Genomic DNA, 23,178 nt, shown 5'->3' with positions numbered 1-23,178 from the left:
GTGCCCGACCGAAACGGCGAAGCCAGGGGAACCCTGATCCCGGCCTCGGGGCGGGCGGACCGTTGTTCGGGGAAATCCCTTCGTCCCCCGGGTGGATTCGTCGTACTGGCGTGGACGGGCACCATCGTCCACGCCGACGGGGAAAACAGGGAACAGCGAGGGCGGGAGAACCATGAGGGGCTCACGATTCGGGGCGTTGGCACTGCTGACGGCGTGCGCGCTGGTTCCCACGGCGGGCGGCGCGGTCGCCGCACCACCCGCCGTGATACCGGACACGACCGCGTTGCAGGCGGCGCTGGACCGGGTGACGGCGACCGGAGCGATCGGCGCGGTCGCCGAGGTCCGGCAGGGCGACGCCGTATGGCGCGGCAGCAGCGGCAAGTCCAGGATCGGCGGCCGGCAACCGGCCCCCGCCGACGGCCGCTTCCGCGCCGGAAGCGTCACCAAGACGTTCACCGCCACCGTGGTGCTCCAACTGGTGGGCGAGGGGCGACTGCGCCTGTCCGACACCGCCGAGCGGTGGCTTCCCGGACTCGTCCCCGTCCCCGGAGGCGACCGGATCACGGTCCGGGACCTGCTCCAGCACGCCAGCGGCCTGCCCGAGTACACCGACGGACTGCTCGACGGCGACGCCCCGCGTGACCGCTTCCGCACCTGGACACCCGTCGAGCTGGTCCGACGGGCCGTCAAGGACGGCGACCGGGACCGCCCTCTGCTGTTCCCGCCGGGCACCGATCACCACTACTCCAACACGGACTACATCGTGCTCGGCATGATCGTCGAAAAGGTCACCGGCCGCTCGTACCGCACCGAGATCGACCAGCGCATCATCCGGCCCCTCGGACTCCGCGACACCCGCCTGCCGGGCGCCTCTCCCTTCATCACCGGACCCCACTCCCACGGCTACGAACCGGTGGAGAAAGCGGACGGGACACTCGTCCCGGTCGACTACACCACCGTCGACATGTCCGTCGCCGGCGCCGCGGGCGAGATCATCTCCACCACCGCCGACCTCGACCGCTTCTTCCGCACCCTGCTCGGCGGTGGTCTCCTGCGCCCGGCCGAGCTGCGTGAGATGACCGTCGACCCCAGCGGCGGCGGCTGGGGCCTGGGCCTGGAGATCGCCACGCTCCCCTGCGGCACGATCGTGGGCCACGGCGGCGGCACCCCCGGCTACCGCACCATCTCCTTCCACACACTCGACGTCACCCGCCAGGTCACCGTGGACTGGACCGACTGGGGCACCGACGCCGCCGCCGACCCTGCGGCCCTCGCCCTGATGACCGCTGCCCTGTGCCCCTCTGACACCCGGTCTGCCACGGTGTCCTGACGCGGAGGCCGGGACTTCCGCGCCGACGCTGCCGGCCCCTTCCCGCCAGGCCTGTGTCCGCGACCTGGAACGGTGTGCGCGACCCGGCGTCCCGCCCCGTCGAACGCGATGCCGTCGCCCGTCGGTGCGGGTGAATCCGAGCACGTCGCGGCCTCGGGCTCATCCTGCCGACCCTCGGTACAGGTCTCGGTCACACCGCGCCCAGGCTGCGGGCGTGGATTACAGCGAGCTTGAAGCGGACGTTCTGCGGCTGGTCGTCGGGGCGACCGAGGCAGGCGTTCGTGCCTTCGGCGAGGAGACGGTCACTCGTCTGGTGCGGCCGGAGCTGCTGCGCGGTGCGGCCGAGGACGAACTCACCGAAGCGGCCCGGACGGCACTGGCCACCGCGTGCGCGAACGTCCTGACGATCAGCGCCGCCGAGCTGCACGACGAGCTTGCGACGATCTATGACGGCATCCTGGTCGACGACGATCTGGACCCTGGAGTCCTCACCGCCATCACCGCGTTGGCGCACTGGAAGAGCTACCTGGAGCAGAACCGGCGCGGCGAGCTCTACGAACTCGCCATCCGTTCCATCGAGGACATCGACCACGAGGTCTCCGCCGACCTCGACGACTTCCTCGCCACACCGGAGATGGCCGCCGAGTACGAGCGCATCCGCCGGCTGCTGGACCCCGGCGCAGGGCAGGAACGCGGGACCCAGCAAAGGTAGTTCTGGAACCACGGCGACACGGGTGGCCTGGCGCTCTGCCCGTCGCTGTTCAGTCCCCGGCCCGTATCAGGCCGCTCTCGTAGGCGAAGATCACCGCGTGGATGCGGTCGCGGAGGCCGAGTTCGGTCAGGATGCGGCCGAGGTGGGTCTTGACGGTCGTCTCCCCGACGAAGAGACGGCCGGCGATCTCGCCGTTGGCCAGCCCCCGGGCGACCAGGGCGAGGACTTCCCGTTCCCGGTCGGTGAGCGCGGCCAGGCGGCCGCGCTGGGCCGGCACAGACGCGGGGGAATCCCGGACGAAGCGTTCGACCAGGCGCCGGGTGAGTGAGGGAGCCACCATGACCTCGCCCCGCAGCACCGCCCGGACGGTCACCAGGATCTCCTCGGCGGGGGAGTCCTTGACGAGGAAGCCGTTCGCACCGGCCCGCAGGGCCGCGTACGCGTACTCGTCCAGATCGAAGGTGGTGACAACGAGGATCTTGGGCCCATGGGGTTGCGCGCAGAGGTGTTCGGTCGCGGCCGGCCCGTCCGGACCGGGCATACGGACGTCCATCAGGACGAGGTCCGGTTCCAGGGCGGCCACGCCCGTGATCGCCGCGTGGCCGTCGGCGGCCTCGCCCACCACGGTGAGATCGGGCCGGCTGTCGATGACCATGCGCAGTCTCTCCGGATCAGTTCCTGGTCGTCGCAGATCAGCACCCGCGACGATGCCGGAGCGGGAGTCGGGGTCGGGGCCGGGCCGGTCATGGGGTCGCCGCGCTGGGCTCGGGCCCGGTGGGGCGCAGGGTGGCGGTGACCCGGTAGCCCCCGTCGGGTGTGGGCCCGGCGTCGACGCTCCCGCCGTACAGGGCCGTGCGTTCGCGCATGCCGGTGAGTCCGTGACCGGAGGAGAGCGCTGGGGCTGGGTGCTCCGGGACGGTTCCCCGTCCGGCTCCGGCCGAGTTCTCGACCCGGACGCGGACCAGCCGCCCGGGCCCCTCGGTACCGGTGTCGACCCGTACGTGGATCCTGGCGTTCGGCGGCGCGTGCTTGACGACGTTGGTGAGCGCCTCCTGCACGATGCGGTACGTCTGCGCGGTGAGATCCGCCGGGAGGCCGCCCCGCTCTCCGCGCAGGTCCAGTCGGGCGCGCGTGCCGTTCGTGTTGAGGCGCCCGACCAGCCGCCGCAGATCGCCCGAGAGCGACTCGGCGGCCCCACCGTCACCGTCACCGTCACCGGGGCCGGGGCCGGGGCCGTCGGCTGGGGCGTCCGTGTCGGGGGTGCGCAGCACGTCCAGCAGTCGGCGCAGTTCGTCCAGGGCCTCGCGGCCGGTCGCGCTGATGACGCCGAGGGTGCGGTCGACGACAGTGGGGTCGGCGTGCCGCATCAGCCTGCCGCCCTCGGCGTTCAGCACCATCACGCTCACGCTGTGCGCGAGGACGTCGTGGATCTCGCGGGCGATGCGTGCCCGTTCCTCGGCGACGGCGACCCGGGCCAGGGCGAGTCGCTCCGACTCGGCGAGCGCGGCCCGCCGTTCGAACTCGGCGACGTAGGCGCGCCGGGCGCGGACGTACTCGCCGAACACCCAGGCCCCGGCCAGCAGGAGCCCCACCGCGAGCGGGGTGAGCCAGGCGCCGCGGGCGCCCGGACCTCCGTAGTCCCGCTGCCACGCCGGGATCCACAGCAGCACGCAGCCGGCGATACAGAGTGTCGTCGCCGCGGCGGCGCGGCGCAGGCCGCGGACCGTGAGGGTGGCCAGGACCGCGGCCAGGGCGACGGCACCGCGTCCCGGTTCCTGTCCCCACACCTGTCCGAGGTACTGCGCCCAGAACGCCGCCGTCACCAGGGCCGCGACCAGCACCGGCCGGTGGCGGCGCCACAGCAGGGGCAGCACCAGGGCCACGTACACGCCCGCCTGTACCCAGACGGGCCGCCAGCCGGGCTGCGGGCGGATCACCGGAGGCACGGCCACCAGCACGACCAGCAGCACATCCGTCAGCCACGGATGGCCGCGGCGCAGGCGGGGCAAGGTCTCGATCAGCCGTTGCACCGCCTCACGCTACGGCCGGGGGCCGCTCCCCGGCATCGTCCTGGCGGGCGTCACCGGGTCCTCCCGCAGTCGTACGGACAGCGGTCGGCCATACGACGTGCGGCCCCCCTCGGGGCGCTTCCAGCATGGCCGGCATGTCGATCACCACCGAGTTCCTCAGACGGCCCCTCATGACCGGTGCGGTGGCGGCCAGTTCACGGCGGCCGGCGTACGCGATGACCGAGGGCATCGGGCTGGAGCGGGCCCGGCTCGTCGCCGAGCTCGGCCCGGGGACCGGGGTGTTCACCGACGCGATCCTGGCCCGGCTCGCTCCCGGCGCACGGCTCGTCGCGGTCGAGCTCAATCCGGTGCTCGCCGCCCGGCTGTCGGCCACCCGGCGCGACACACGGCTGACCGTGGTCCAGGGATCGGCGGCCGAGCTGGCCGCCGTGGTCGGTGAACCGGTCGACACGGTTCAACTCTGTGGCCGTCGGTCTGCGTTGGGACCGCTTTGACCTGCGCGGACGTGTCGGCCTGCGGCTGGAGGACGGCGTCGTGGGTGGGCTGTGCGAGCGTCTGGACGTCGAATTCTGGACGCCGGCTGGACGCGAGGATCCGGAAGTGGTGTCGCCCGGTGACCCATGGGTGTCGGGAGACGGCCCAGGTCGCAGCGGACTGACCGCCAGGCGGCAGGGTCGGTCGGAAGCTCGGCGTCCGTCGGCATCGCGCGAGCTTTACTGTCTGAGGTCGATCGTGCGGACCGGCTGCCCTGTCGTGCGGGCGATGGTTTCGAAGTCGCGGTCGTGGTGGAGGAGGGTGAGTCCCGCTGCTTCCGCGGCCGCGGCCACCAGGAGGTCCATGGGGCCCGCGCTGCGGTGTTCTCCCTTGGCGGTCAACTGTTCCTGGATGACGCGGGAGCGGTGGTGGACACCGTCGGGCATGGGGCACCAGGCGTAGTGGGCGTCGAGGGCCGACTTCAAGTGGGCGCGGTCCGTGGCCGAACGGGCCGAGTAGAGGACTTCCAGTTCGGTGAGGTCGCAGATCGCGACGAGGCCGGCGGCGATCCTGTCGTCCCATTCGGCCGTGTTCTGGCGGAGCAGGACGCGGGCCAGGGCGGAGGTGTCGATGAGGTAGTCGGCGACTGTCACTCGTGCGCTCCGGTGTCGTGGTCATCGTCCGCCGCGCCCGCGCTCGTGGGGCGGTATGCGCTCTTGTCCAGCAGTAGGTCGATGTCCAGAGCGCCCTCGGCCACCAGTTCGCGGGCCTCGTCGAGTGCTCGCAAACGCCGGTAGCGGGCCGTGACTTCCCGCAGAGCGGTGTTGATGGTGTCGCGCTTGGTAGCGGTGCCGAGCTCTCTGGCAGCTGCTTCCAGTGCCTCGTCGTCGAGATCGATGACCGTGCGACTCATGATGTCCTCCTTCGCTCGCCGACTGTCATATATCAAGTTGCTTGATCGTTTATATATTGGCCGGTGCGGACGGGGAGGGTCGCGTCATCACGGAGGGGTGCCGCGCGGGTGGCCGGAGACTGGTGCGGTCTCGGTCGTGAGTCGTAGAGAGCGGTCGGAAGTCGTAGGACGAACTTCCGATGTACGGGCGTACGAGCCGGTCGGCAGCATTACAGGCATGCTGGAAACGACTGACGTAATTCGGACTTCTGCCCGTACTGCACCTCCCACTTGGCTGGTGGTGACGCTCGCCTGTGCGGGTCAGTTCCTGGTCGTGCTGGACATGTCCGTCGTCAATGTGGCACTGCCGTCGATGCGAGCCGGACTGGGACTGAGCGCGCAAGGTCTGCAGTGGGTGGTGAACGCGTACGCGATCGCCTTCGCCGGGTTCATGCTGCTGGGCGGGCGGGCAGGGGACCTGTACGGGCGCAAGCGGATGTTCCTCGTGGGGCTCACGCTTTTCACGCTGGCCTCGCTCGGTGGCGGGCTGGCGCAGGAGGGCTGGCAGTTGCTGATCGCGCGGGCCGTGCAGGGGCTCGGAGCCGCGGTGCTCGCGCCGTCGACCCTGACGATCGTCACCTCCGCCGTCCCGAACGGCACCGCGCGGATGCGTGCCATCGCGACGTGGAGCGCGGTGGGTGCGGGCGGTGGGGCCGCGGGCGCCCTGGTCGGTGGTGCGCTGGTGGACGGGGTGTCATGGCGGTGGGTGCTGCTGATCAACGTACCGGTCGGGGCGATGGTGCTGGCCGGCTCGCTGCGGTGGTTGACGGAGAGTCGCAACGGCGACCGGCGGCGCCTCGACCTGCCGGGCGCGGTGCTGGTGACGGCTGGGTTCGCGACCCTCGCGTACGGGATCTCGCAGTCCGAGTCCGAGGGCTGGACGGCGACTTCGACCCTGCTGCCACTGGTCGCCGGCCTGGCTCTGATCGCGGCGTTCCTGCTTGTAGAGGCGCGTACGGCGGCTCCGCTGATGCCGCTCGGGCTGCTGCGGCTGCGGTCGGTGTCGTCGGCGAATGCGGCCATGTTCCTGAACGGGACCGCGGTGTTCTGCATGTGGTTCTTCGTGACGCTGTACGCCCAGAACGTGCTCGGGTATACGCCGCTCCAGGCGGGTCTCGCGCAGGTGCCGAGTTCCCTGACGGTTGTGCTGGCCGCTCAGCTCGCACCGCGTTTCATGCGGGTGCTGGGGCCACGGAACCTGGCGGCAATCGGCGCGGCGGTGGCGGCGGCGGGCTTTTTCCTGCAGTCCGAGATGACTTTTAAGGGGGACTGTCTCACCGACATCGTACTGCCGGGAATCCTGATGATGCTGGGGTCCGGGCTGACGGTGACCCCGCTGGCCGCGCTGGCCACATCAGGGGTGGCATCGGGAGAGGCCGGTCTGGTGTCCGGACTGGTCAACACCTCGCGTATGTTGGGCGGCTCACTGGGACTCGCGATCATGTCGACGATCGCGGCGGCCCGTACGGGAGGCAGCGGCAACCCTCGCGCGCTGACGGCGGGGTACGCGCTGGTGTTTCGGACAGGAGCGGGGGTCATGGCCGCCGCTGTGGTGCTGATGCTCCTGTGGCTGCCGCGGGAGCCCTCCGACCGGTGAGGCTTGGTGAACTGCTTTTGGCGTGACCGAGACCAGCGCCTTCGTGGTGCCAGGGCCGGCACCGGCCGCCAAGCGGATTGCTTCCCGGGAGACCGGTCCGATGGCCGGCCGCCGCGCGTCACAGTTCCCGACCGATTTCCTGCACAGCTGCGAGCAGTGGCTGAGCCAGGTCCGCGAGCTGAGCGCGGGTGCATCGGACGGAGAGAGCCGCCATGGCTACGGCGGCTACGGCGGCTACGGCGACGCCTACGGTCGCGCACACACGTGCCGACGGCGTGCACTCCATGCTCGCTCTCTTGGGCGTGCCGGTGCGGTGGCTGACACGCAGCGCCTCGGGGCCCTCCACGCCGTCCGCGCAGGTAGTGGGTGGGCGACAGCGATCAGATCGGGGTGTGGGGTTGACCGGTCCCCTCGGATCGCCCGCAGGGTCGGCCCTGGCCGCTAGACCTTGGGGCGGTCCTGCACAGCGAAGCCCTCGGCGACGAGCATTGCGAGGACCCGGTGGGCGGTGGAGCGTGCCACCCCGAGTCGTTCTGCGACCCCGGTTACTCGGAGTTCGTCGAGTTCGTGCAGCAGCTGGACGCCCCGCAGGGCGTTGCCGGCAGCGCTCACGGGAGACGTGGAACTGGATGAACGGCTACTGAATTCTTCACAGTGGAATTGTGGGTGTCATTAATTCCTTTGAGAGGAAATACCCGCGTAGCGTCGGGGCACCGGAATCGAATGCGCTTCCGGCGGTTGCCGAACACACAACGTGGAGGTTTCCGTGACCGACACCACCAGCGAGGCCGAGCAGAAGCTGCTCGACGAGCTGTACGCAGAATTCGAAGAAGTAGGTCTCATACCGCTGTGGACCCAGGTTGAGAACCTCATGCCGATGTCGCCCCGGCCCGCGGCGGTCCCGCACCTGTGGCGGTGGGCACAGCTGCTCCCCATGGCACGGCGTTCCGGGGAACTGGTGCCGGTAGGGCGTGGTGGTGAGCGCCGCGCCATGGCCCTGTCCAACCCAGGTCTTCCTGGGCTTCCCTATGCCACTCCGACCCTGTGGACCGCGATCCAGTATTTGGGGCCGCACGAGACTGCGCCCTCGCACCGGCATTCTCAGGGCGCCTTTCGGTTCGTTCTCGAAGGCGAAGGCGTCTGGACCAACGTTGATGGTGACGCGGTGGCGATGCGGCGGGGTGATCTGCTGCTCACGCCGAGCTGGGCTTTCCACGAACACCAGAACGTCGGCGACGAGCCGATGGCCTGGCTCGACGGCCTCGACATCCCGCTCGTCTCGCAACTCGACGCCGGATTCTTCGAGTTCGGCCCTGACGAACTCTCCACCGCCGCCACCCCGCGGCGTTCTCGGGCGGAGCGACTGTGGGCTCACCCCGGACTGCGCCCGATCAGCCAGCCCGACCGCCCCAACTCGCCGCTGGCCGCCTACCGTTGGGAACACACCGACGCCGCCCTGAACGCACAGCTGGAACTGGAGAACGAAGACGCGCCCGGTGTGATCGAGCCTGGCCACGCCGGAATCCGCTTCTCCAACCCCACCACGGGCAGGGACGCCCTGGTCACGATGCGCACCGAGATGCGCCGGCTGCGGGCCGGGACCCGGACCGTCCCGGTGCGCTCGGTCGGCTCCGCGGTCTGGCAGGTGTTCGAGGGCGAGGCAATCGCCCACGTCGGGGAGAAGGTCTTCGAGATCGCCAAGGGCGACCTGTTCGTCGTCCCGTCCTGGTGCGAGGTCTCGCTCACCGCCCGCACCCGGACCGATCTCTTCCGGTTCAGTGACGAGCCCGTCTACGAGGCCCTCGGCCTCGCCCGGACTTCCCGAGGAGAACACAAGTGAAGCTCTCCACCATCCGGGTCGACGGCGCCACGCGCGCCGTACGCGTCGACGGGGGGACGGCAGTGGACCTCGGCGAGAGCGACCTGGTCTCCTTCCTGCGCCACGACGACTGGGCGGCGCGGGCCGCGCGCGCCGACGGAGCCGTGTACGAGGGGGCCTTCGACTACGCCCCGGTGGTGGTTGCCCCGGAGAAGGTCGTCTGCGTCGGCCTCAACTACCGCAACCACATTCTGGAGATGGGCCGCCAACTGCCCTCGCACCCCACACTGTTCTCCAAGTATGCGCGGGCTCTGATCGGCGCCCACGACGACGTGATCCTGCCCGTGTCCTCCACCCAGATGGACTGGGAGGCCGAACTCGCCATCGTCATCGGGGCGAAGGTGCGGCACGCCGTCCCGGAGGTGGCGCGGACCGCGATCGCGGGATACACCGTGCTCAACGACGTCACCGCCCGCGACTGGCAGTACCGCACCACCCAGTGGGACCAGGGCAAGACCTTCGAGGCCACCACCCCCATCGGACCCTGGCTGGTGACCGCCGACGACCCGGCGGTGGCCGGTCAGGGCCTCAGCCTGACCTGCGAGGTGGACGGCGACACCGTCCAGAAGGCCGACACCGCTGACCTGGTCTTCGACCCGGCAACACTGGTCGCCTACCTGTCCGAGATCATCACGCTCGTGCCCGGCGACGTCATCGCCACCGGCACCCCGGGCGGGGTCGGCCACGCCCGCAAGCCCGCCCGCTACCTCCAGGACGGCTCGGTCCTCGTCACCCGGATCGAAGGGATCGGCGAGTGCCGCAACACCTGCCGCCAGGAGACACGGTGAGTACCGTGCCCGGGGCGACGCTCGACTGGGCGGCCAAGGGCACGGCCGCCTTCGAGGCCACCGTGGACTGGCTGACCGACTCGGGCTTGACCAGGCCGTCCTGTCTGCTGGGCTGGAGCAGGGCTCATGTCATCGCCCACGTGGCCCGTAACGCCGATGCCCTCGTCAACCTTCTGACCTGGGCGCGTACGGGGGTTGAGACACCGATGTACGCGGATGCTGGTCAACGAGCGCACGAGATCGAGGCCGGCGCACGACAGTCGGCCGACGCCCTGCGCGCTGACCTCCTCACGGCTGACGCACGACTGGCCGGAGAACTCGCAGGCCTGCCGGACGCGTGCTGGAGTGCGACCGTACGGACGGCACGGGGACGCGCCGTCCCCGCCTTCGAGGTGCCGTGGATGCGGGTGCGGGAAGTATGGGTCCACACCGTCGACTTGAACGTCACCACCTTCGACGACGTCCCGCGCGAGGTGTGCGCGGCGCTCATCGACGACGTGGCCGCTGCCTTCCGGACCCGGCGCGACAGCGCACGCGTCGTCCTGCGGTCCGAGGACAGCGACGCCCGTGTCTGGAGCCTGGGCGCGCCAGGCGGCGCGGAGCCGGTCATGGTGAGCGGTGACCTTTCGAGCCTGGCGGCCTACGCGACCGGACGCCCCGTGCCCGGCCCCCTGCACTCACAAGGGCCGGGATCTGTGCCGAAACTGCCCGCGTGGTTGTGAGCGAGCGTGAGACGGTCGCACCCTCCTTTCTGCCAGCGGCACACCAAAAGCGGAAAAACCTCGTCGCGACTACAGCAACTCGGCGAGGCGGTCCACCTGATGGGGGTCGACGCCATGGCAGTACAGCATGACCTCATCTGCGCCCAAGTCGGCGAACTCGGCGAGGAGCGCGGTATCGCGCAGTGGAGCGAGCAGCACCTCGGTCTGGACGCGGATACGGGAGGTGGCGCCGGCCAGGACAGCGAGTGTGATCAAGGGTTCGGGGTTGTCGTAAACGAGCCGGTCGAGCAGGCCGAGTGTGCTGAAGGGCCCGGCTTCGGCACACTCGGCCCAGGTGTGAAGGGTGTCAGGTGCAGCGATGGGCAGGCCGATACGGACGTCCATGAAGGGAACCTCCAACGAGAAGGATTCGGGTGGGGTGGGGCATCGGGTCGGACCTCTGGCCGACTCCCTGGTCAGGCGGCAGGACATAGCCCATGCCAATCTGTCCTCCGGCGGCTCCGAGATCATCTGCGTGATCCGGGCACCCGTCGACGCCGAGCGCGAGGATGTCCTGCTGCGCCAACTACCGCGCTCGGCCTCCGTCCTTGACGTCACCATCGACCTGGTCCTGCACAGCTTCGGCCAGACCGACAGCCGCGACTGGACCGGCTACGGTGCAGGCCTGACCTCCGACCAGGTCAAGCGACTCACTGGCAGCGACCGAGCCCTCACTCCCACCGGCCGCCCGCAACCCCCGACGGACGAGGACAGCCTCTTGCTGAACGCCCTCGCCGAGGACGGCCGCACCACCCACACCCGACTCGCCGAACTCACTGGCTGGTCGAACACCCGGGTCGCCCGCCGCCTGGACGCTCTGGAGACCTCCGGCACGCTTTTCTACGACGTCGACCTGCTGCCCGAACGCCTCGGACACGCACTGAACGCCACGCTCTGGCTCCGCGTCGCTCCCGCCTGCCTCAATCAGGCCGGTGAGGAGCTCGTTCGGCACCCCGAGGTAGCCTTCGCAGCTGCCGTCAGCGGACGGCACAACCTGATGGCTACCGTCATCTGTCGTGACGCTGAGGACTTCTACCGGTATCTCACCACTCGCGTCGCCACGATCGCAGGCATCGACGCCTACGAGGTGAGCATCCGCGTCCGCCGCCTCAAACAAGCCGCCTCACTCATCCACCACGGTCGCCTCGTCCGCCCGGCGCCCGCACCGGACCTCAGGACCCGGGCCGGCCGGATGCACGACGGCCGCTGAGAGCACGCGTCGGGACCGGCGCCAGGGCGCGCAGGCGAAGCCGGGTTCCGCACACGGTCCGAGGTCGTAAGACCATCGACGCATGGCGTGCGATATCAGCCCCCAGTAGCGTGACAGCGTCTTGTACCGGTGCGCGCCAGCCGAGCCATGGCCGCCCGCGACTCACCCGTGCGGGCTCGGGCTCGCAGAAGGTCCGAGTCCGGGTCGATTGCTCACGCGGGAGCCAAGAAACCCCTGCAGAGCGTCGCGCCCGCGTTGCACATCTGAAAGCAGAGAAGTGGCGATCACAAAGAACGCTGAAACAGTGCGCGTCTGATGTGCAGGAGTAGTCAAAATGCTGCCGGACGGCCACCCCGGATAACGTCCAGCAGATCCTCGGTTCTGCACAGCGAAAAAGCTGGGGCACACTCTGCCGTCGCCGTCGACGGTCAGTTCTAATGGTTCTTATTGGTCAATGCCTCATCGCTGACATGGCGAGCCGCTAACGACTTCAACCGTGTGGCAACGACCCGACAGGAGGAGCATGTATTTCGGAGGACTCAACCACGCTCACATCAAGGTGAGCGACGTCGAGCGATCGGTGAAGTTCTACACCGAGGGTTTCGGCATGGTGGTCGCGGAGAGCGGTTTCGACGGAAAGCTGGTCACCCTCACCTCGCCCGGCATCGGGGACAACCTGACGGTCAGCCAAGGCGTCCCCTCGGGGCTCCTGGACTTTACCGGCGATGCCGAACCCGGTACCAGTGGCGGCGTCGATCACATCGGGTTCGCTCTCAAGAACGTGTCGGATCTGGACAACGCCATCGAGGCGCTCGTGGAACTGGGTGCCACGCTGGTGTGCACGTTGCGCCCGAACAAGGAGTCCGCGTTCCTTCGCGATCCGGACGGCTACGTCATCCAGATCTAGCGTCCCGCCACCCCACAGCCCCCTCAAGGCTCATCACCCGCCGGAGAAAAGAAAATGCAACTGAACCACACGATCTACAAGGCGCGGGACAAGTACGCGACGGCGCGGTTCCTCACCGATGTCGTCGGCCTGCCGGAAGCCGAGAGCTTCGCCAAGGACCGCTTTCTGATCCATCACCTGGACAACAACGTCTCGGTCGACGTGGGGCAGGTGGACGAGCCGTTCGACCCCGAGCACTACGCGTTCCTCGTCACCGAGGCCGAGTTCGACGAGATCCTGGCCCGTGTCCAGGAGCGGGGTATCGACTACTACCCCGACCCCTTCTACGACGTCCCCGGCAGCATCAACTACAACGATGGCGGTCGCGGCATGTACTTCCGGGATCCCAGTGGACACGACCTGGAGGTCATGACGACGCCGTACGGCGAGGACTCTGCCTCCGTGGGTCGCGTGCACACCATGAACAACCCCGGCTGACCAGACCTTCACCAGTTCTCGCTTCACCACGAGAACGTGGTCGAGTTCGAGTTCGCCGGCAAGAAGACCGGACGGCGGGGTCGAGGGAAACGACACCCTGACCCCGCCCAGCGATGTCTGACGTGATGACCTGCAACCCCGCTGACGCGGGCGATCCCGTCGCCGCGGCGTCACGAACAAGGAAGTGCGCACTGTGGACGCGACGCCTCGCCTGGCTCTCATCATCGGATCGACCCGGCCCACGAGATACGCTGACAAACCAGCGGACTGGCTGTTGAGGCACGCCATGTCCCGCAGCGACGTCAGGCTCGACAAGCTCGATCTGCGCGATTTCGACCTGCCGCTCTTTGCGGAGACGGCATCCAATCTGCACATGCCGAGCCAAGACGCACGGGTGCTTGCCTGGCAGGACGCGGTCCGCCAGTACGACGGCTTTGTCTTCGTCGTCGCGGAGTACAACCACTCGATCACCGGGGCGCTGAAAAACGCCCTTGACCAGGCCTACGTGGAATGGGTCCGCAAACCCTTCTCCGCGTTGGGGTACGGCAGTGTGGGCGGCGCCCGGGCAATCGAGCACCTGCGCGGCATAGCCGTGGAACTACAGATGGTTCCCTCCAAGTTCACCACCCACATCTGCGGCAGCGACTTCTTCAAAGTCCATCCCTTTGGTGAGAACGCGCCGATCAATGCGATCGAAAGCGCCCTCAAACCATCCGTCGACGCAATGCTGGACGACCTCGTGTGGTGGGCAAGAGCCCTCAACACCTTCCGAGAGACGGCCTGATCCGCTGCACCGGAAACGCGGTCCGCCGACGACGACACCACCACTCTGGCCCTGAGCAGAGGAGACAACCGGATGAACCGGGCAACCACGTCGGACGTCATCGTCGTCGGCGGTGGAATCGGAGGCCTGGGCGCTGCGCTCGGACTGAGCCGCCAAGGCCTCCACGTCACCGTCTACGAGTCGTCACCCGAGTTCGGCGAAGTCGGTGCCGGCCTTCAGATCGCCCCCAACGGCACCCGCGTCCTCGACCAGTACGGCCTGCTCGACGAAGTCAGACGACATGGAGTGTCTCCCGACGCAATGGTCATGCTCGACGCGATCGAGGGCACCGAGCTCACCCGGCTGGACCTACGCGACCTCGAACACCGCTACGGCTACCCCTACCTGGTCACCCACCGCAGCGACCTCCATGGAGCCTTGCTGCGGGCCTGCCAGGACGCCGAGGTCAAGCTGCTCACCGATCACAAGGTGACGGAGTACGAGAACATCCCCGGTGGCGCGCGCGTCCACTTCGAGAGCGGAAGTACGGCATCCGCCGACATCGTGATCGCCGCCGACGGGCTGCACTCGACCGCTCGCCGTCAGTTCGTCGGCGACCGGACGGTCAACTCCGCCTACGTCGCCTACCGAGGTGCCGTGCCGATCGAGCAGGCGCGCGACAACCACATCTTCGAGGACTCCGTCGTCGTCTATGTGGGGCCCCGCTGCCACTTCGTCCAATACCCCTTGCGTGGCGGCGAGATGTTCAACCAGGTCGCCGTCTTCGAGTCGCCGAAGGCACTGGCCGGCATGGAGGACTGGGGGACACCCGACGAACTCGACCACGCCTTCGACGGAACCTGCCAGGCGGTACAGGACGGACTTCCGCTGATGTGGCGGGACCGACGGTGGCGGATGTACGACCGCGACCCGATCAGGAACTGGGTGTACGGCAACGTCGTGCTCCTCGGTGACGCCGCGCACCCACCTCTCCAGTACATCGCCCAGGGCGCGATCATGGCTTTGGAGGACGGGTGGGTCCTCGCCGAACACGTCAGCCTGCAGCAGCGGTCACGACACCGGCCAGGGGCGGGAGTCGATTGGCGCGAAGTCACCCGCGCCTACAACGAGGTCCGGCCGGCACATTGCGAGCGTGTCCAGCTGACCAGCCGGAAGTGGGGTCGGCTCTGGCACCACGATGGCGCTCAGCGGGAACAGCGCAACCTCCTGCTCCGGGCCCGGGACACCTACGACTACACCTACACCGACTGGCTGTACGGCCCCACTGCCCTGACCACGGATCAAGAGCCGCGGATCTACCCCAGCATCGCGCTCGGAGCGGAGTCCATGCGATCCGCTTCGCGGTGACACCGGCCCTCGGCCTTCAGCGCGGGCTTCCGCGCAGCGGTTGTGTGCCCCGCCGAGCCTTCGCTCTCGGCGGGTGCGCCTGTCAGCCCGGCCTGTTCGCCGACCGCAGATCCTCCTCGATCGCTGAGGCTGAAGACTTCAACGTGTCGAGCAGGATCGGCAACCGATCAGGCTCGTATCGCACCGACGGCATGGAAAGCGACAGGCCGGCGATGGGGCGGTCGTCCGCGCCACGAACGGGCACGCCCACCGCGACCAGTCCCCGCTCGGACAGTTCTCTGTTGACGACATGGCCGGATCGTCGAACATGGGACAAACGGGCCTGCAGCGCGGTGAGGTTGGGACGGTCCGGGGAGTCGTCGGGGAATCGCCGTACCGCGTAGAGCTCGCTCAGTTCATCCGGCGGGAGTGCGGCGAGGAGGAGTAGCCCGCCGGTGGTTCGGTGCGCGGGGAAGACCATGCCTTCGCGGGAGCCCACGCGCAGTGCCTGGGAGGACTCCGCGCTGGCGATGAACCTGACGGTATCGCCGGTACGGATGATCAGATTGGCAGTTTCGCCCTGCGAGTCGGCGACGTGGCGAAGGTGCGGCACAGCGGCGGCGCGCAGGGCCGCCACGAGCGATGGGGACTGTACCGACAGCTCAAGGACGGGGCCTGCGCGGTAGGTGCGATCGTCGTTCTGTACAGCGAAGTCACGGTAGACCAGCATGGCCAGCAGACGGTGTGCAGTCGAGCGGGCGACGCCGAGGCGGTCCGCGATGTGCGAGACGGTCAGCCCGCCTTCGAGTTGCAGCATGATCGCAGCGCGCAGCGCGTGGTCCACACTGTTGATGGCATAGGGCGGCGGCGCCTTGAATGCGTTTCTCGCCATGTTCTGCCCTTTCTACGCCTTGGGATGTGACAGTCGCTCGGACTTGTACGCCCGAGCGAGGTTCAGGCAGCTCACAGTTGAGCGCCCAACTCCGCCGCCGACGACCGCAGTGCTGCGACGGCCTGCTGCTCGACCGCGTCGGTGAGGCGGTCCAGCGGCATGGCGACGCTCAGGGCGGCCCGGGGCTCACCGGCCGCGTTGCAGACCGCCACCCCGACGGAGCCGACACCGTTCTCGCTCTCGCCGCGACTGGTCGCGTAGCCCCGTTCACGGGTCGCCGCGAGGTCCCGTTCGAGCGCGTGGGGATCGGAGATCGTCCGCTTCGTGACCGCTACGAGATCGGCGTGGCCGTACAGCGCCTGGAAGCGATCGGGCGGCAGTGCTGCCAGAAGGGCCTTGCCCACGGAGGTCGCGTGTGCCGGGAGGAGGCGTCCGGTGCGACTGGCGACCCGCAGCGCGTGGATGCTCTCCACGCTGTCGACGAACACGACATCCCGTCCGGAGAGGACGACCAGATGGACCGTCTCACCGGTGGCTTCACGCAGCGCCTCAAGGTGGGGTCTGGCCGTGGCACGCAGATCGGTGACAACCGACGCCAGCGCCAGGCATGTCGGGCCGAGGCGGTAGCCGCCGGTGCTCGCGCGCTGGAGGTAGCCGCGAGCCGCGAGCGTCGCGACCAGCCGATGTACGACGGTTCGATCCAGGCCGACCGCCGCGGCGGCCTCGGCGACGGTCAGGGAATCACCGGTGTGCGCCACTGCTTCGAGGATCTGCAGCCCGCGGTCCAGGGTCTGGGCGATCGGCGCCGGTGCTTCACGGCCACTCATCGGAAACCACCTCTTGACGACTCGGAAAACCCCATGCTACATGTGATGTGCCAATTTAGCACGGCACTGTGCGAGTATCGCACATCATAGTCGGGTCGGTCGCTTCGGTCGACCCGCCCAGGAGGCGAATGTGGACAACGAGATACGAAGAACAGTCGCTCTGGCGTCCCGTGTTCTCGGCGCGGCCGGCCACGGGGACCTGGTGTGGGGGCACGCCTCGTCCCGGGACCCCGGGTCGGACGCCGTATACATCAAGGAAGCCGGCTGGGGCCTCGAAGAGGTGCTTCCAGAACGCGTCCATCTCGTGGACGCGGCCGGGACGGTCGTCGACGGATCGGGTCCGCGGCACAGCGAGTACCCGATCCACACCGAGATCATGGCGGCACGTCCGGACGTGGGCGGGGTGGTGCACACCCATGCGCCGTACGTCCTCGCACTTGCCGCTGCGGGACAGCCGTTGCTTCCGGTCAGCCACGCGGCCAACTACTTCGCGCCGCACGGCGTTCCGCGCTTCACCGGCACGGCCGACCTGATTCTCACTCCCGACCTCGGCAAGGAGGTCGCGGCTCGGCTGGGTGAGGCCTCCGCCGTGTTTCTGGTGAACCACGGGATGGTCACCGTGGGCCCGGACCTTCCCACCGCCACCGTGGCCGCGATCCTGCTCGAACAGGCCGCCAAGCAGCAGCTGCTCACGCGCACGTTCGGCGGTTGGGCCACCTGGTCCGACGAGACGGAGTCGGCGTCCAAGCGGGCCCACATCCATTCCGACACAGCCGTTCGCTCGGTGTGGGACTACCTGGTGCGCGGGCTCACCACTCGGTCGGCGCCTGCGGCCGACCTGCCCGAGGGACTGCTGACGACCACATGAACAGAAGGAAGACAGTGCGGCTGACACACCTTGGCCACTCATGCGTTCTGATCGACGATCCGGCCGGCTCCGCCGGCACCGTACTGATCGACCCCGGAACCCTCGCGGACAGCATCGACGCCATCGGTGACGTCGACGCGGTGCTCATCACCCATGAGCACCCTGACCACCTCGAACTGGCGAAACTGCACCAGTTGCGTCGAGCCAACCCCCAACTCGAAGTATTCGTGAGCCCCGGCGTCCCCAGCATGCTGCCGCCCGACGAGCGCGAGCGAGCCGTCGTGCTCTCAAGCGACGACGTCGCCCGAGCGGACATCGCCGGCTGGGACGTGACGGCGAGGACGACACCCCACGCGACCATCCATCCGGCACTGCCGGAGCTGACGAACAACGCCTACGGAATCGGCCGGCGCATCTGGCACCCAGGTGATGCGCTCGTCGTACCCGACCAGCCTGTCGACATTCTGCTGCTTCCCATCGGCGCACCATGGATGAAGCTGTCGGAGGCGGTGGACTACCTGCGCGCCGTCGCGCCGCGTCTGGCGGTCCCGATCCACCAAGGTGGCCTGGCCCCGGCTCATCGCGAGCTTCACTGCGACCTGCTCGCCAAGTTCGCCCCTGCCGACACCGAACTCCTGCTCACGCCGACCGGCGTACCCGTGGAGCTGTGACGCACATGCCATCTTCTGACCGTGCGGAGCGGCCCGAGACGAGCGAGATCACCGTAGGATCCGCTTCCCTGTATGAGGCCGCGGGGAAGGTGGGTGCCCTGCCGGCCGTCATCCGATCCATCCATCCGGGCATGCGGGTAATCGGGCCGGCCCTGCCGGTACGCAGCCCGGCCGGCGACAACCTCTGGCTGCACCGTGCCATTTATGCCGCCGAGCGCGGCGATGTTCTGGTGGTCGACACCGGCTCCGGCCTGGAGCACGGCTACTGGGGCGAAGTGATGACAGCCGCCGCGCAGCATCGCGGCATCGCGGGCCTGGTCATCACCGGCGGGGTTCGCGACTCGGCCGAGCTGATCGCGCGTGGGTTCCCCACCTTCGCGGGTGCGGTCAGCGTCCGCGGAACCACGAAGAACCCCCAAGGCGACGGGGACGTCGGCTCAGCGGTACGCATCGGTGACGTGGTCGTGCGGCGTGGAGATCTCGTGCTGGCCGACGACGACGGCGTGGTGGTGCTTCCCGCCGCGGACGCGGTGAAGGCACTCGCGGAAGCGGAACGGCGCGACTCGGCCGAGGCCGACATCATGACCCGGCTGAGCGCCGGCGAGACCACGATCGACATCTACGGCCTCCCGACGGAACACACCGGATGAGTGGGGCCGTCAGCCGTTACGGACCTCGAAACCTCCATTCTGTGGCCGACCGTCGGCAATCTCCGTTCGCAAGGAGCGACCATGCAGATGCGGGCTGAAGACGCTCAGCATATTTTGAAGACCCTCAGCACCACGGACGTCAGCGACGCCCTCGACCGCCTGGGCATCGACGGACAGTGCCTCGGCATCGCGCCGCTGGACCGCAGCTTCCGACTGGTCGGGCAGGCCTGGACGCTGCGCTACGCGCCCGCGGGCGTCGATGCGGGCACCGTGGGCGACTACATCGACGACCTCGCCGCGCCGCAGGTCGTCGTCATCGACAACTCCGGCAGGACGGACGTCACCGTGTGGGGTGACCTGCTGACCTCCACCGCATCCCGAAACGGCGTGGCCGGCACGGTGATCGACGGTGTCTGCCGCGACGTCGACCGCTCACTGGAACTCACCTATCCCATCTACTCCCGCGGCAACTTCATGCGCACGGGCAAGGACCGGGTCCGAGTCGACTCGATCGGCGAGCCCGTGACCATCGGTGGTGTGCGCGTCTCGCCGGGCGACTGGCTGCTCGGCGACGGGGACGGCGTGGTCGCCATCCCGGCAACCCGGACCGAAGCGGTGCTCGAAGCCGCTGTGGGGATCAGAGACGCCGAAGCGCACATCCGCCGAGCCGTCGAGCACGGAGCAACCTTGCGCGACGCGCGCGCCGAGTTCGGCTACCACCGGCTCCAGACTCCGCGGTGAGTCGGAGCAGAGACGACTGCCGCCCGGGAGACACGCAGTCACAGCGGCGAACCGGGGTGTGCGAAGCAGGTTCGCGAGCATGAGACCGGCGGCCTTGTCGTTCGAACGGTGCATGCGGCGCCGAGTACCTCGGCCGAGGGCCGAGGTCACGACCACTGCTGTACCGCTGTTCGTGCCGGGTGGCCCACATTGAGCCACCCGTCGTCGTCCGTGACCGTGCCCGTCGGGCCGGTCTCGGCCGCACCCAGCCAACTTCCGAAAGGGTGATCTCCGACTTGTCCAAGAGAATCGACAGGCTGCCCGGTTCCCTCCGTGCTGTCGTCGCGGTGGCCGGCGCTCTGACGATCACGACCCTGAGCGTCGTCATGCCGGACCCGGCCGATGCCGGTGGGGACGGCTCCGGCTTCAGCCGCCACACGGTCACGCAGGAGGTCTCGCTCACCGACGGGGGACGGGCCGACCAGGTCCTCAGTTCCGTGATCTACGAACCGGAGGGCCGGCATGTCCGAGGGGTCCAGGTGCTCCTCCCCGGTGCCACGTATGACCACCGCTACTTCGACCTGAAGACCTCCCGCGGCTGGGTTTCCCAGGCACGGGATGCTGCGGGCGACGGGTGGGTCTCCGTCGTCGTCGACCGTATCGGGACCGGCAGGTCCAGCCGTCCGGCCGCGGACGAGGTGAACAACACCAGCCAAGCCACGACCGTTCACCAACTCGTCACGAGGCTCAGGGCCACCTACGAGGGGCTGCCCGTCGCATTGGTGGGCCACTCTCTGGGCAGTGCGGTGGCAATCCAGGAAGCGGCGACCTACAAAGACGTCGACGCGGTCGTCGTCACCGGACTGCTGCATCACGGAGGCGGCGCCGCGGGGCTCTTCGGCACCCTGAACCACCCCGCCGCCGAGGACCCGGCCTTCGTCAGGCGTCCCGTGCCGGCGGGCTATCTCACTACCCGGCCCGGCCTGCGCCACCTCTTCTACTGGCCCTTCAACGCCGACCTGACCACTGTCGACGCCGACGATTCGGTGAAGCAGACCGCCACCGAGGGCGAAGTCTCCGACTTCACGGAGGAACAGTCCGCCGGGCACTTCGCCAAGGGCGTCGTCGTCCCGGTGCTGTCGGTCGTGGGTGAGCACGACACCTTCTTCTTCGATCCTGCCGATCGCGACAGGACCGTCGCCGCGGAGCCGGCCGCCTATCCGGCCAGTCCCCGTGTCGAAGTGAAGGTCGTCCCCGACGCCGGTCACGACCTTGCCCTGCAGCGCAACGGTGAACGCACCACCGGCTGCATAGACGCCTGGCTGAACCGGAGACTGTGATGCCGGCCGGGCCGGTGATGCTCAGGCCGAAGGCGTCAGGTGACGGCCGCACGCGCGTCACGTTCCTCCGCAGGCACGGCCCGGTGGGCGCGCAGAAAGTCGTCCACGACGTTCTCGACGAACTCACGCGTGATGTCCTGCCGCCCCAGGAGTCGCTGGAAGACGAGGGGCCCGGCCAACTCGGCAATCGCCTGTGAGACATCGACGTTGTCGTCGACGTCCCCGCTCTTTCCCGCCGTGCGGACGATCTGTGCAACGGTGCCTGAACAGGCCTCGTACAGCTCGCCGCACAGCTGCGCGAACTCCGCGTCGCGCGAGGCCCGGTCCATGATCGTGGTCATCGGTCGCTCCAGCGAGGGGCTGCCCAGCTGTACCCGGAAGCCGTCGAGTTCCTCGATCAGATCCTCGCGCGTCGCACCCGTCGGGGTGTGGTGGGTCACAGCGCAGTTACGCAGCAGAACGTCGCGGAGGAAGTGCTCGATGGTCGGCCAGTGCCGGTACAGCGTGGTGCGGCCCACCCCGCTGCGCTCGGCCACCGTCACATAGGTCACGGCTTCCGCACCTTCCGACCGCAGGATCTTCTGGCCGGCGTCCAGGGCCGCCGCCTGCGAGCGTGCCACCTGCGGATTGAGTCCGCCGTCCGATGGTGTCATGACCCCGATTCTTACAGATGGAACAGCTTGCCCCAAGTTCAGGCATGGGGCATTCTGTTCCAGTCGGAACATGTTGTTTCAACTTGGGAGCCTCGATGAAGACATTGATCATGTGTGCCACGAACGTCGCCGCATCGCCCGAGGAGCGACGTGCCCGCCGGCCGATCGCCCGTGACACCGACGCCTACCAAGGGATGTTGCGCAGTTACGGAGACATCGCCGGATGGGCCGACGAACTGGGCTTCGACGGTCTCGGCAGTACCGAGCACCATTTCCAGACCGAGGGCGGCGAGACCATCCCCAACGCCCTGCTGTTCTACGCAAAGCTCGCGGCGCAGACCGAGCGGATCATGTTCGTCCCCCTGTCCATCATCCTTCCCGCGCAGAACCCCATTCGCGTCGCCGAGGACCTGGCGTTGTTCAGCCACATGTACCCCGGCAGGATCGGCGTCGGCTTCGCCCGCGGCTATCAGACCCGCTGGATGCAGACGTTGGCCCAGGACGACGCCGTCACCTCCATGCAGCCGGACTCCGACGCACGCAACCGGGAGATCTTCGACGAGTACCTGTCGATCGTGGAGCGGGCCTGGGACGAGGACTCCTTCCAGCACAACGGCAAGCACTTCCAGGTTCCTTACCCGGCCGAGGGCATCCGGAACTGGGCACTGGCCGACTGGACCCGCGCCTACGGCAGCCCGGACGAGGTCGACGCCGAGGGCACGGTGCACAAGATCGGTGTGCTCCCCAAGCCTCTGCACCGGCCGACGATCTTCATCCCCAACACCTACTCACGGCAGACCGCGATCGACGCCGCACGCCACGGCCGGACCCTGCTGTCTCTCGCAGGCGTCGAGCACCTGGGCCCGCTCACCGAGCAGTACCAGGACATCGCCCGCGAAAACGGCCGTGATCTGCCGCGGGGAGAAGGCGTCGGCATCGTACGGAAGATCGTCCTCGGTGACACGTTCGACGAGGCATTCGATCTCGCGGTCCGAACCGCCGGCTACTGGTACCAGAACTTCTTCCAGGCGTTCGGCATCAACGAAGCCTTCCGGATCCCCTCTGACGCCCCGGACCGGCGCCTGGACCTGGGCGACGCACGGGCACTGACCCGCCGCATGCACGAGACGGGCGCGCTCCTGTGCGGCACCCCGGACCAAGTACGCGACGATCTCGAGAAGACGGTCCAGGCGGGCGGCGGCCGACTCGATTGGCTGGTCTGGGAGTTCTGGGCACAGGCCCTGTACGGCGATGACGCACCGGAGATCCAGCGCGGCCAGCTCAAGGCCTATGCCGAGCAGATCATGCCCGCATTCCGCTGAACCGCGCC

At 68.6% G+C, this 23,178-nt stretch carries 25 protein-coding genes and 2 pseudogenes; 18 read left to right on the top strand and 9 right to left on the bottom strand.

What is annotated here, in order from left to right; translation table 11 throughout:
• Positions 1-172: 172 nt before the first annotated feature.
• On the top strand, positions 173-1,330 hold the full coding sequence (locus ACIRR9_RS12625) for a serine hydrolase domain-containing protein (protein WP_403750485.1): 1,158 nt from the start codon (positions 173-175) through the stop codon (positions 1,328-1,330).
• Positions 1,331-1,544: 214 nt separating this feature from the next.
• A complete protein-coding gene (locus ACIRR9_RS12620) occupies positions 1,545-2,042 on the top strand; it encodes a hypothetical protein (RefSeq protein WP_403750483.1) in 498 nt (165 codons plus the stop codon).
• Positions 2,043-2,091: 49 nt separating this feature from the next.
• Here the strand turns inward: ACIRR9_RS12620 and ACIRR9_RS12615 are convergent.
• Both ACIRR9_RS12615 and ACIRR9_RS12610 read right to left on the bottom strand, forming a co-directional pair.
• Positions 2,092-2,789, bottom strand: a pseudogene (locus ACIRR9_RS12615) (response regulator).
• Complete coding sequence (locus ACIRR9_RS12610; protein WP_403750481.1) at positions 2,786-4,072, bottom strand: sensor histidine kinase; 1,287 nt, start codon at positions 4,070-4,072, stop codon at positions 2,786-2,788. The pseudogene ACIRR9_RS12615 and the gene ACIRR9_RS12610 overlap by 4 nt, the downstream one beginning before the upstream one ends.
• Before the next feature lie 134 nt (positions 4,073-4,206).
• Here ACIRR9_RS12610 and ACIRR9_RS12605 point away from each other — a divergent pair, with 134 nt between their 5' ends.
• Complete coding sequence (locus ACIRR9_RS12605; RefSeq protein WP_403750479.1) at positions 4,207-4,566, top strand: class I SAM-dependent methyltransferase; 360 nt, start codon at positions 4,207-4,209, stop codon at positions 4,564-4,566.
• A 219-nt stretch (positions 4,567-4,785) separates the two neighbouring features.
• Here the strand turns inward: ACIRR9_RS12605 and ACIRR9_RS12600 are convergent, their stop codons facing one another.
• Both ACIRR9_RS12600 and ACIRR9_RS12595 read right to left on the bottom strand, forming a co-directional pair.
• Positions 4,786-5,199, bottom strand: coding sequence for a PIN domain-containing protein (locus tag ACIRR9_RS12600; protein WP_403750477.1), 414 nt, complete (start codon positions 5,197-5,199; stop codon positions 4,786-4,788).
• On the bottom strand, positions 5,196-5,459 hold the full coding sequence (locus tag ACIRR9_RS12595; protein ID WP_403750475.1) for a type II toxin-antitoxin system VapB family antitoxin: 264 nt from the start codon (positions 5,457-5,459) through the stop codon (positions 5,196-5,198). Before ACIRR9_RS12595 ends, ACIRR9_RS12600 begins: the two co-directional genes overlap by 4 nt.
• A 217-nt stretch (positions 5,460-5,676) precedes the next feature.
• Here ACIRR9_RS12595 and ACIRR9_RS12590 point away from each other — a divergent pair, with 217 nt between their 5' ends.
• Positions 5,677-7,095, top strand: coding sequence for an MFS transporter (locus ACIRR9_RS12590; RefSeq protein ID WP_403750473.1), 1,419 nt, complete (start codon positions 5,677-5,679; stop codon positions 7,093-7,095).
• 441 nt (positions 7,096-7,536) lie between these two features.
• On the opposite strand, the gene ACIRR9_RS12585 is transcribed toward ACIRR9_RS12590, so the two are convergent.
• Complete coding sequence (locus ACIRR9_RS12585; RefSeq protein ID WP_403750471.1) at positions 7,537-7,707, bottom strand: helix-turn-helix domain-containing protein; 171 nt, start codon at positions 7,705-7,707, stop codon at positions 7,537-7,539.
• Positions 7,708-7,861: 154 nt separating this feature from the next.
• Here ACIRR9_RS12585 and ACIRR9_RS12580 point away from each other — a divergent pair, with 154 nt between their 5' ends.
• The 3 genes from ACIRR9_RS12580 to ACIRR9_RS12570 are packed head-to-tail and all read left to right on the top strand — an operon-like array spanning position 7,862 to position 10,484.
• Positions 7,862-8,935 carry a cupin domain-containing protein gene (locus ACIRR9_RS12580; protein WP_403750469.1) on the top strand — a complete coding sequence of 358 codons (1,074 nt, stop codon included), beginning with the start codon at positions 7,862-7,864 and terminating at the stop codon, positions 8,933-8,935.
• Positions 8,932-9,762 (top strand): fumarylacetoacetate hydrolase family protein, encoded by an 831-nt coding sequence (locus ACIRR9_RS12575; RefSeq protein ID WP_403750467.1) that lies wholly within the window; start codon positions 8,932-8,934, stop codon positions 9,760-9,762. The genes ACIRR9_RS12580 and ACIRR9_RS12575 overlap by 4 nt, the downstream gene beginning before the upstream one ends.
• Positions 9,759-10,484, top strand: coding sequence for a maleylpyruvate isomerase family mycothiol-dependent enzyme (locus ACIRR9_RS12570; protein WP_403750465.1), 726 nt, complete (start codon positions 9,759-9,761; stop codon positions 10,482-10,484). The genes ACIRR9_RS12575 and ACIRR9_RS12570 overlap by 4 nt, the downstream gene beginning before the upstream one ends.
• 150 nt (positions 10,485-10,634) lie before the next feature.
• Here ACIRR9_RS12570 and ACIRR9_RS12565 read toward each other — a convergent pair.
• Positions 10,635-10,868 (bottom strand): annotated as a pseudogene (locus ACIRR9_RS12565) (LLM class flavin-dependent oxidoreductase); the annotation flags it as partial.
• A 34-nt stretch (positions 10,869-10,902) separates the two neighbouring features.
• On the opposite strand from ACIRR9_RS12565, the gene ACIRR9_RS12560 reads away from it, so the two are divergent.
• The 5 genes from ACIRR9_RS12560 (at position 10,903) to ACIRR9_RS12540 (ending at position 15,248) form a co-directional block, all read left to right on the top strand.
• Entirely contained in the window at positions 10,903-11,733 is an 831-nt protein-coding gene (locus ACIRR9_RS12560; RefSeq protein WP_403750463.1) for an Lrp/AsnC family transcriptional regulator, read from the top strand.
• A 523-nt stretch (positions 11,734-12,256) separates the two neighbouring features.
• Entirely contained in the window at positions 12,257-12,640 is a 384-nt protein-coding gene (locus ACIRR9_RS12555) for a VOC family protein (RefSeq protein ID WP_359279715.1), read from the top strand.
• Between the two features lie 54 nt (positions 12,641-12,694).
• The gene (locus ACIRR9_RS12550) at positions 12,695-13,117 is read left to right on the top strand and encodes a VOC family protein (RefSeq protein WP_352046073.1); all 423 of its coding nucleotides are present in this window, start codon (positions 12,695-12,697) and stop codon (positions 13,115-13,117) included.
• A 184-nt stretch (positions 13,118-13,301) separates the two neighbouring features.
• Complete coding sequence (locus tag ACIRR9_RS12545) at positions 13,302-13,901, top strand: NADPH-dependent FMN reductase (RefSeq protein ID WP_403750461.1); 600 nt, start codon at positions 13,302-13,304, stop codon at positions 13,899-13,901.
• Between the two features lie 72 nt (positions 13,902-13,973).
• Positions 13,974-15,248: an FAD-dependent monooxygenase gene (locus tag ACIRR9_RS12540; protein ID WP_403750459.1), complete on the top strand. Its 1,275-nt coding sequence runs from the start codon at positions 13,974-13,976 to the stop codon at positions 15,246-15,248.
• 82 nt (positions 15,249-15,330) lie between these two features.
• Here ACIRR9_RS12540 and ACIRR9_RS12535 read toward each other — a convergent pair whose 3' ends face one another.
• Together ACIRR9_RS12535 and ACIRR9_RS12530 are read right to left on the bottom strand one after the other, a co-directional pair.
• Complete coding sequence (locus ACIRR9_RS12535) at positions 15,331-16,119, bottom strand: IclR family transcriptional regulator (protein ID WP_403750457.1); 789 nt, start codon at positions 16,117-16,119, stop codon at positions 15,331-15,333.
• A 71-nt stretch (positions 16,120-16,190) separates the two neighbouring features.
• A complete protein-coding gene (locus tag ACIRR9_RS12530; RefSeq protein ID WP_359279720.1) occupies positions 16,191-16,946 on the bottom strand; it encodes an IclR family transcriptional regulator in 756 nt (251 codons plus the stop codon).
• A gap of 130 nt (positions 16,947-17,076) precedes the next feature.
• Between ACIRR9_RS12530 and ACIRR9_RS12525 the strand changes: the two genes are divergently transcribed.
• The 5 genes from ACIRR9_RS12525 to ACIRR9_RS12505 all read left to right on the top strand — a co-directional run bounded on the left by ACIRR9_RS12525 (position 17,077) and on the right by ACIRR9_RS12505 (position 21,195).
• Positions 17,077-17,814, top strand: coding sequence for a class II aldolase/adducin family protein (locus ACIRR9_RS12525; protein ID WP_403750455.1), 738 nt, complete (start codon positions 17,077-17,079; stop codon positions 17,812-17,814).
• 14 nt (positions 17,815-17,828) lie between these two features.
• Entirely contained in the window at positions 17,829-18,485 is a 657-nt protein-coding gene (locus tag ACIRR9_RS12520; protein ID WP_403750453.1) for an MBL fold metallo-hydrolase, read from the top strand.
• 5 nt (positions 18,486-18,490) lie between these two features.
• Positions 18,491-19,135 carry an RraA family protein gene (locus ACIRR9_RS12515; protein ID WP_403750451.1) on the top strand — a complete coding sequence of 215 codons (645 nt, stop codon included), beginning with the start codon at positions 18,491-18,493 and terminating at the stop codon, positions 19,133-19,135.
• Between the two features lie 87 nt (positions 19,136-19,222).
• Positions 19,223-19,876: an RraA family protein gene (locus ACIRR9_RS12510; protein WP_403750449.1), complete on the top strand. Its 654-nt coding sequence runs from the start codon at positions 19,223-19,225 to the stop codon at positions 19,874-19,876.
• A 275-nt stretch (positions 19,877-20,151) separates the two neighbouring features.
• Positions 20,152-21,195, top strand: a complete 1,044-nt coding sequence (locus tag ACIRR9_RS12505; RefSeq protein WP_403750447.1) for an alpha/beta hydrolase — start codon at positions 20,152-20,154, stop codon at positions 21,193-21,195.
• 35 nt (positions 21,196-21,230) lie between these two features.
• On the opposite strand, the gene ACIRR9_RS12500 is transcribed toward ACIRR9_RS12505, so the two are convergent.
• The gene (locus ACIRR9_RS12500) at positions 21,231-21,848 is read right to left on the bottom strand and encodes a TetR/AcrR family transcriptional regulator (protein WP_403750445.1); all 618 of its coding nucleotides are present in this window, start codon (positions 21,846-21,848) and stop codon (positions 21,231-21,233) included.
• Positions 21,849-21,943: 95 nt separating this feature from the next.
• Between ACIRR9_RS12500 and ACIRR9_RS12495 the strand changes: the two genes are divergently transcribed.
• Positions 21,944-23,170, top strand: a complete 1,227-nt coding sequence (locus tag ACIRR9_RS12495) for an LLM class flavin-dependent oxidoreductase (protein WP_403750443.1) — start codon at positions 21,944-21,946, stop codon at positions 23,168-23,170.
• Positions 23,171-23,178: the final 8 nt, after the last annotated feature.

Origin of the sequence: Streptomyces sp. NPDC101234 (assembly GCF_044767525.1) — a bacterium.
Taxonomy (GTDB): Bacteria; Actinomycetota; Actinomycetes; order Streptomycetales; family Streptomycetaceae; genus Streptomyces; species Streptomyces sasae.
This window is presented reverse-complemented; position numbering and strand designations above follow the sequence as displayed.

Coding starts and splice junctions, on each gene's coding strand:
- ACIRR9_RS12625 (WP_403750485.1), top strand. CDS start 173: ATGAGGGGCTCACGATTCGGGGCGTTGGCACTGCTGACGGCGTGCGCG.
- ACIRR9_RS12605 (WP_403750479.1), top strand. CDS start 4,207: ATGTCGATCACCACCGAGTTCCTCAGACGGCCCCTCATGACCGGTGCG.
- ACIRR9_RS12595 (WP_403750475.1), bottom strand. CDS start 5,459: ATGAGTCGCACGGTCATCGATCTCGACGACGAGGCACTGGAAGCAGCT.
- ACIRR9_RS12590 (WP_403750473.1), top strand. CDS start 5,677: ATGCTGGAAACGACTGACGTAATTCGGACTTCTGCCCGTACTGCACCT.
- ACIRR9_RS12555 (WP_359279715.1), top strand. CDS start 12,257: ATGTATTTCGGAGGACTCAACCACGCTCACATCAAGGTGAGCGACGTC.
- ACIRR9_RS12550 (WP_352046073.1), top strand. CDS start 12,695: ATGCAACTGAACCACACGATCTACAAGGCGCGGGACAAGTACGCGACG.
- ACIRR9_RS12540 (WP_403750459.1), top strand. CDS start 13,974: ATGAACCGGGCAACCACGTCGGACGTCATCGTCGTCGGCGGTGGAATC.
- ACIRR9_RS12535 (WP_403750457.1), bottom strand. CDS start 16,119: ATGGCGAGAAACGCATTCAAGGCGCCGCCGCCCTATGCCATCAACAGT.
- ACIRR9_RS12530 (WP_359279720.1), bottom strand. CDS start 16,946: ATGAGTGGCCGTGAAGCACCGGCGCCGATCGCCCAGACCCTGGACCGC.
- ACIRR9_RS12515 (WP_403750451.1), top strand. CDS start 18,491: ATGCCATCTTCTGACCGTGCGGAGCGGCCCGAGACGAGCGAGATCACC.
- ACIRR9_RS12510 (WP_403750449.1), top strand. CDS start 19,223: ATGCGGGCTGAAGACGCTCAGCATATTTTGAAGACCCTCAGCACCACG.
- ACIRR9_RS12500 (WP_403750445.1), bottom strand. CDS start 21,848: ATGACACCATCGGACGGCGGACTCAATCCGCAGGTGGCACGCTCGCAG.
- ACIRR9_RS12495 (WP_403750443.1), top strand. CDS start 21,944: ATGAAGACATTGATCATGTGTGCCACGAACGTCGCCGCATCGCCCGAG.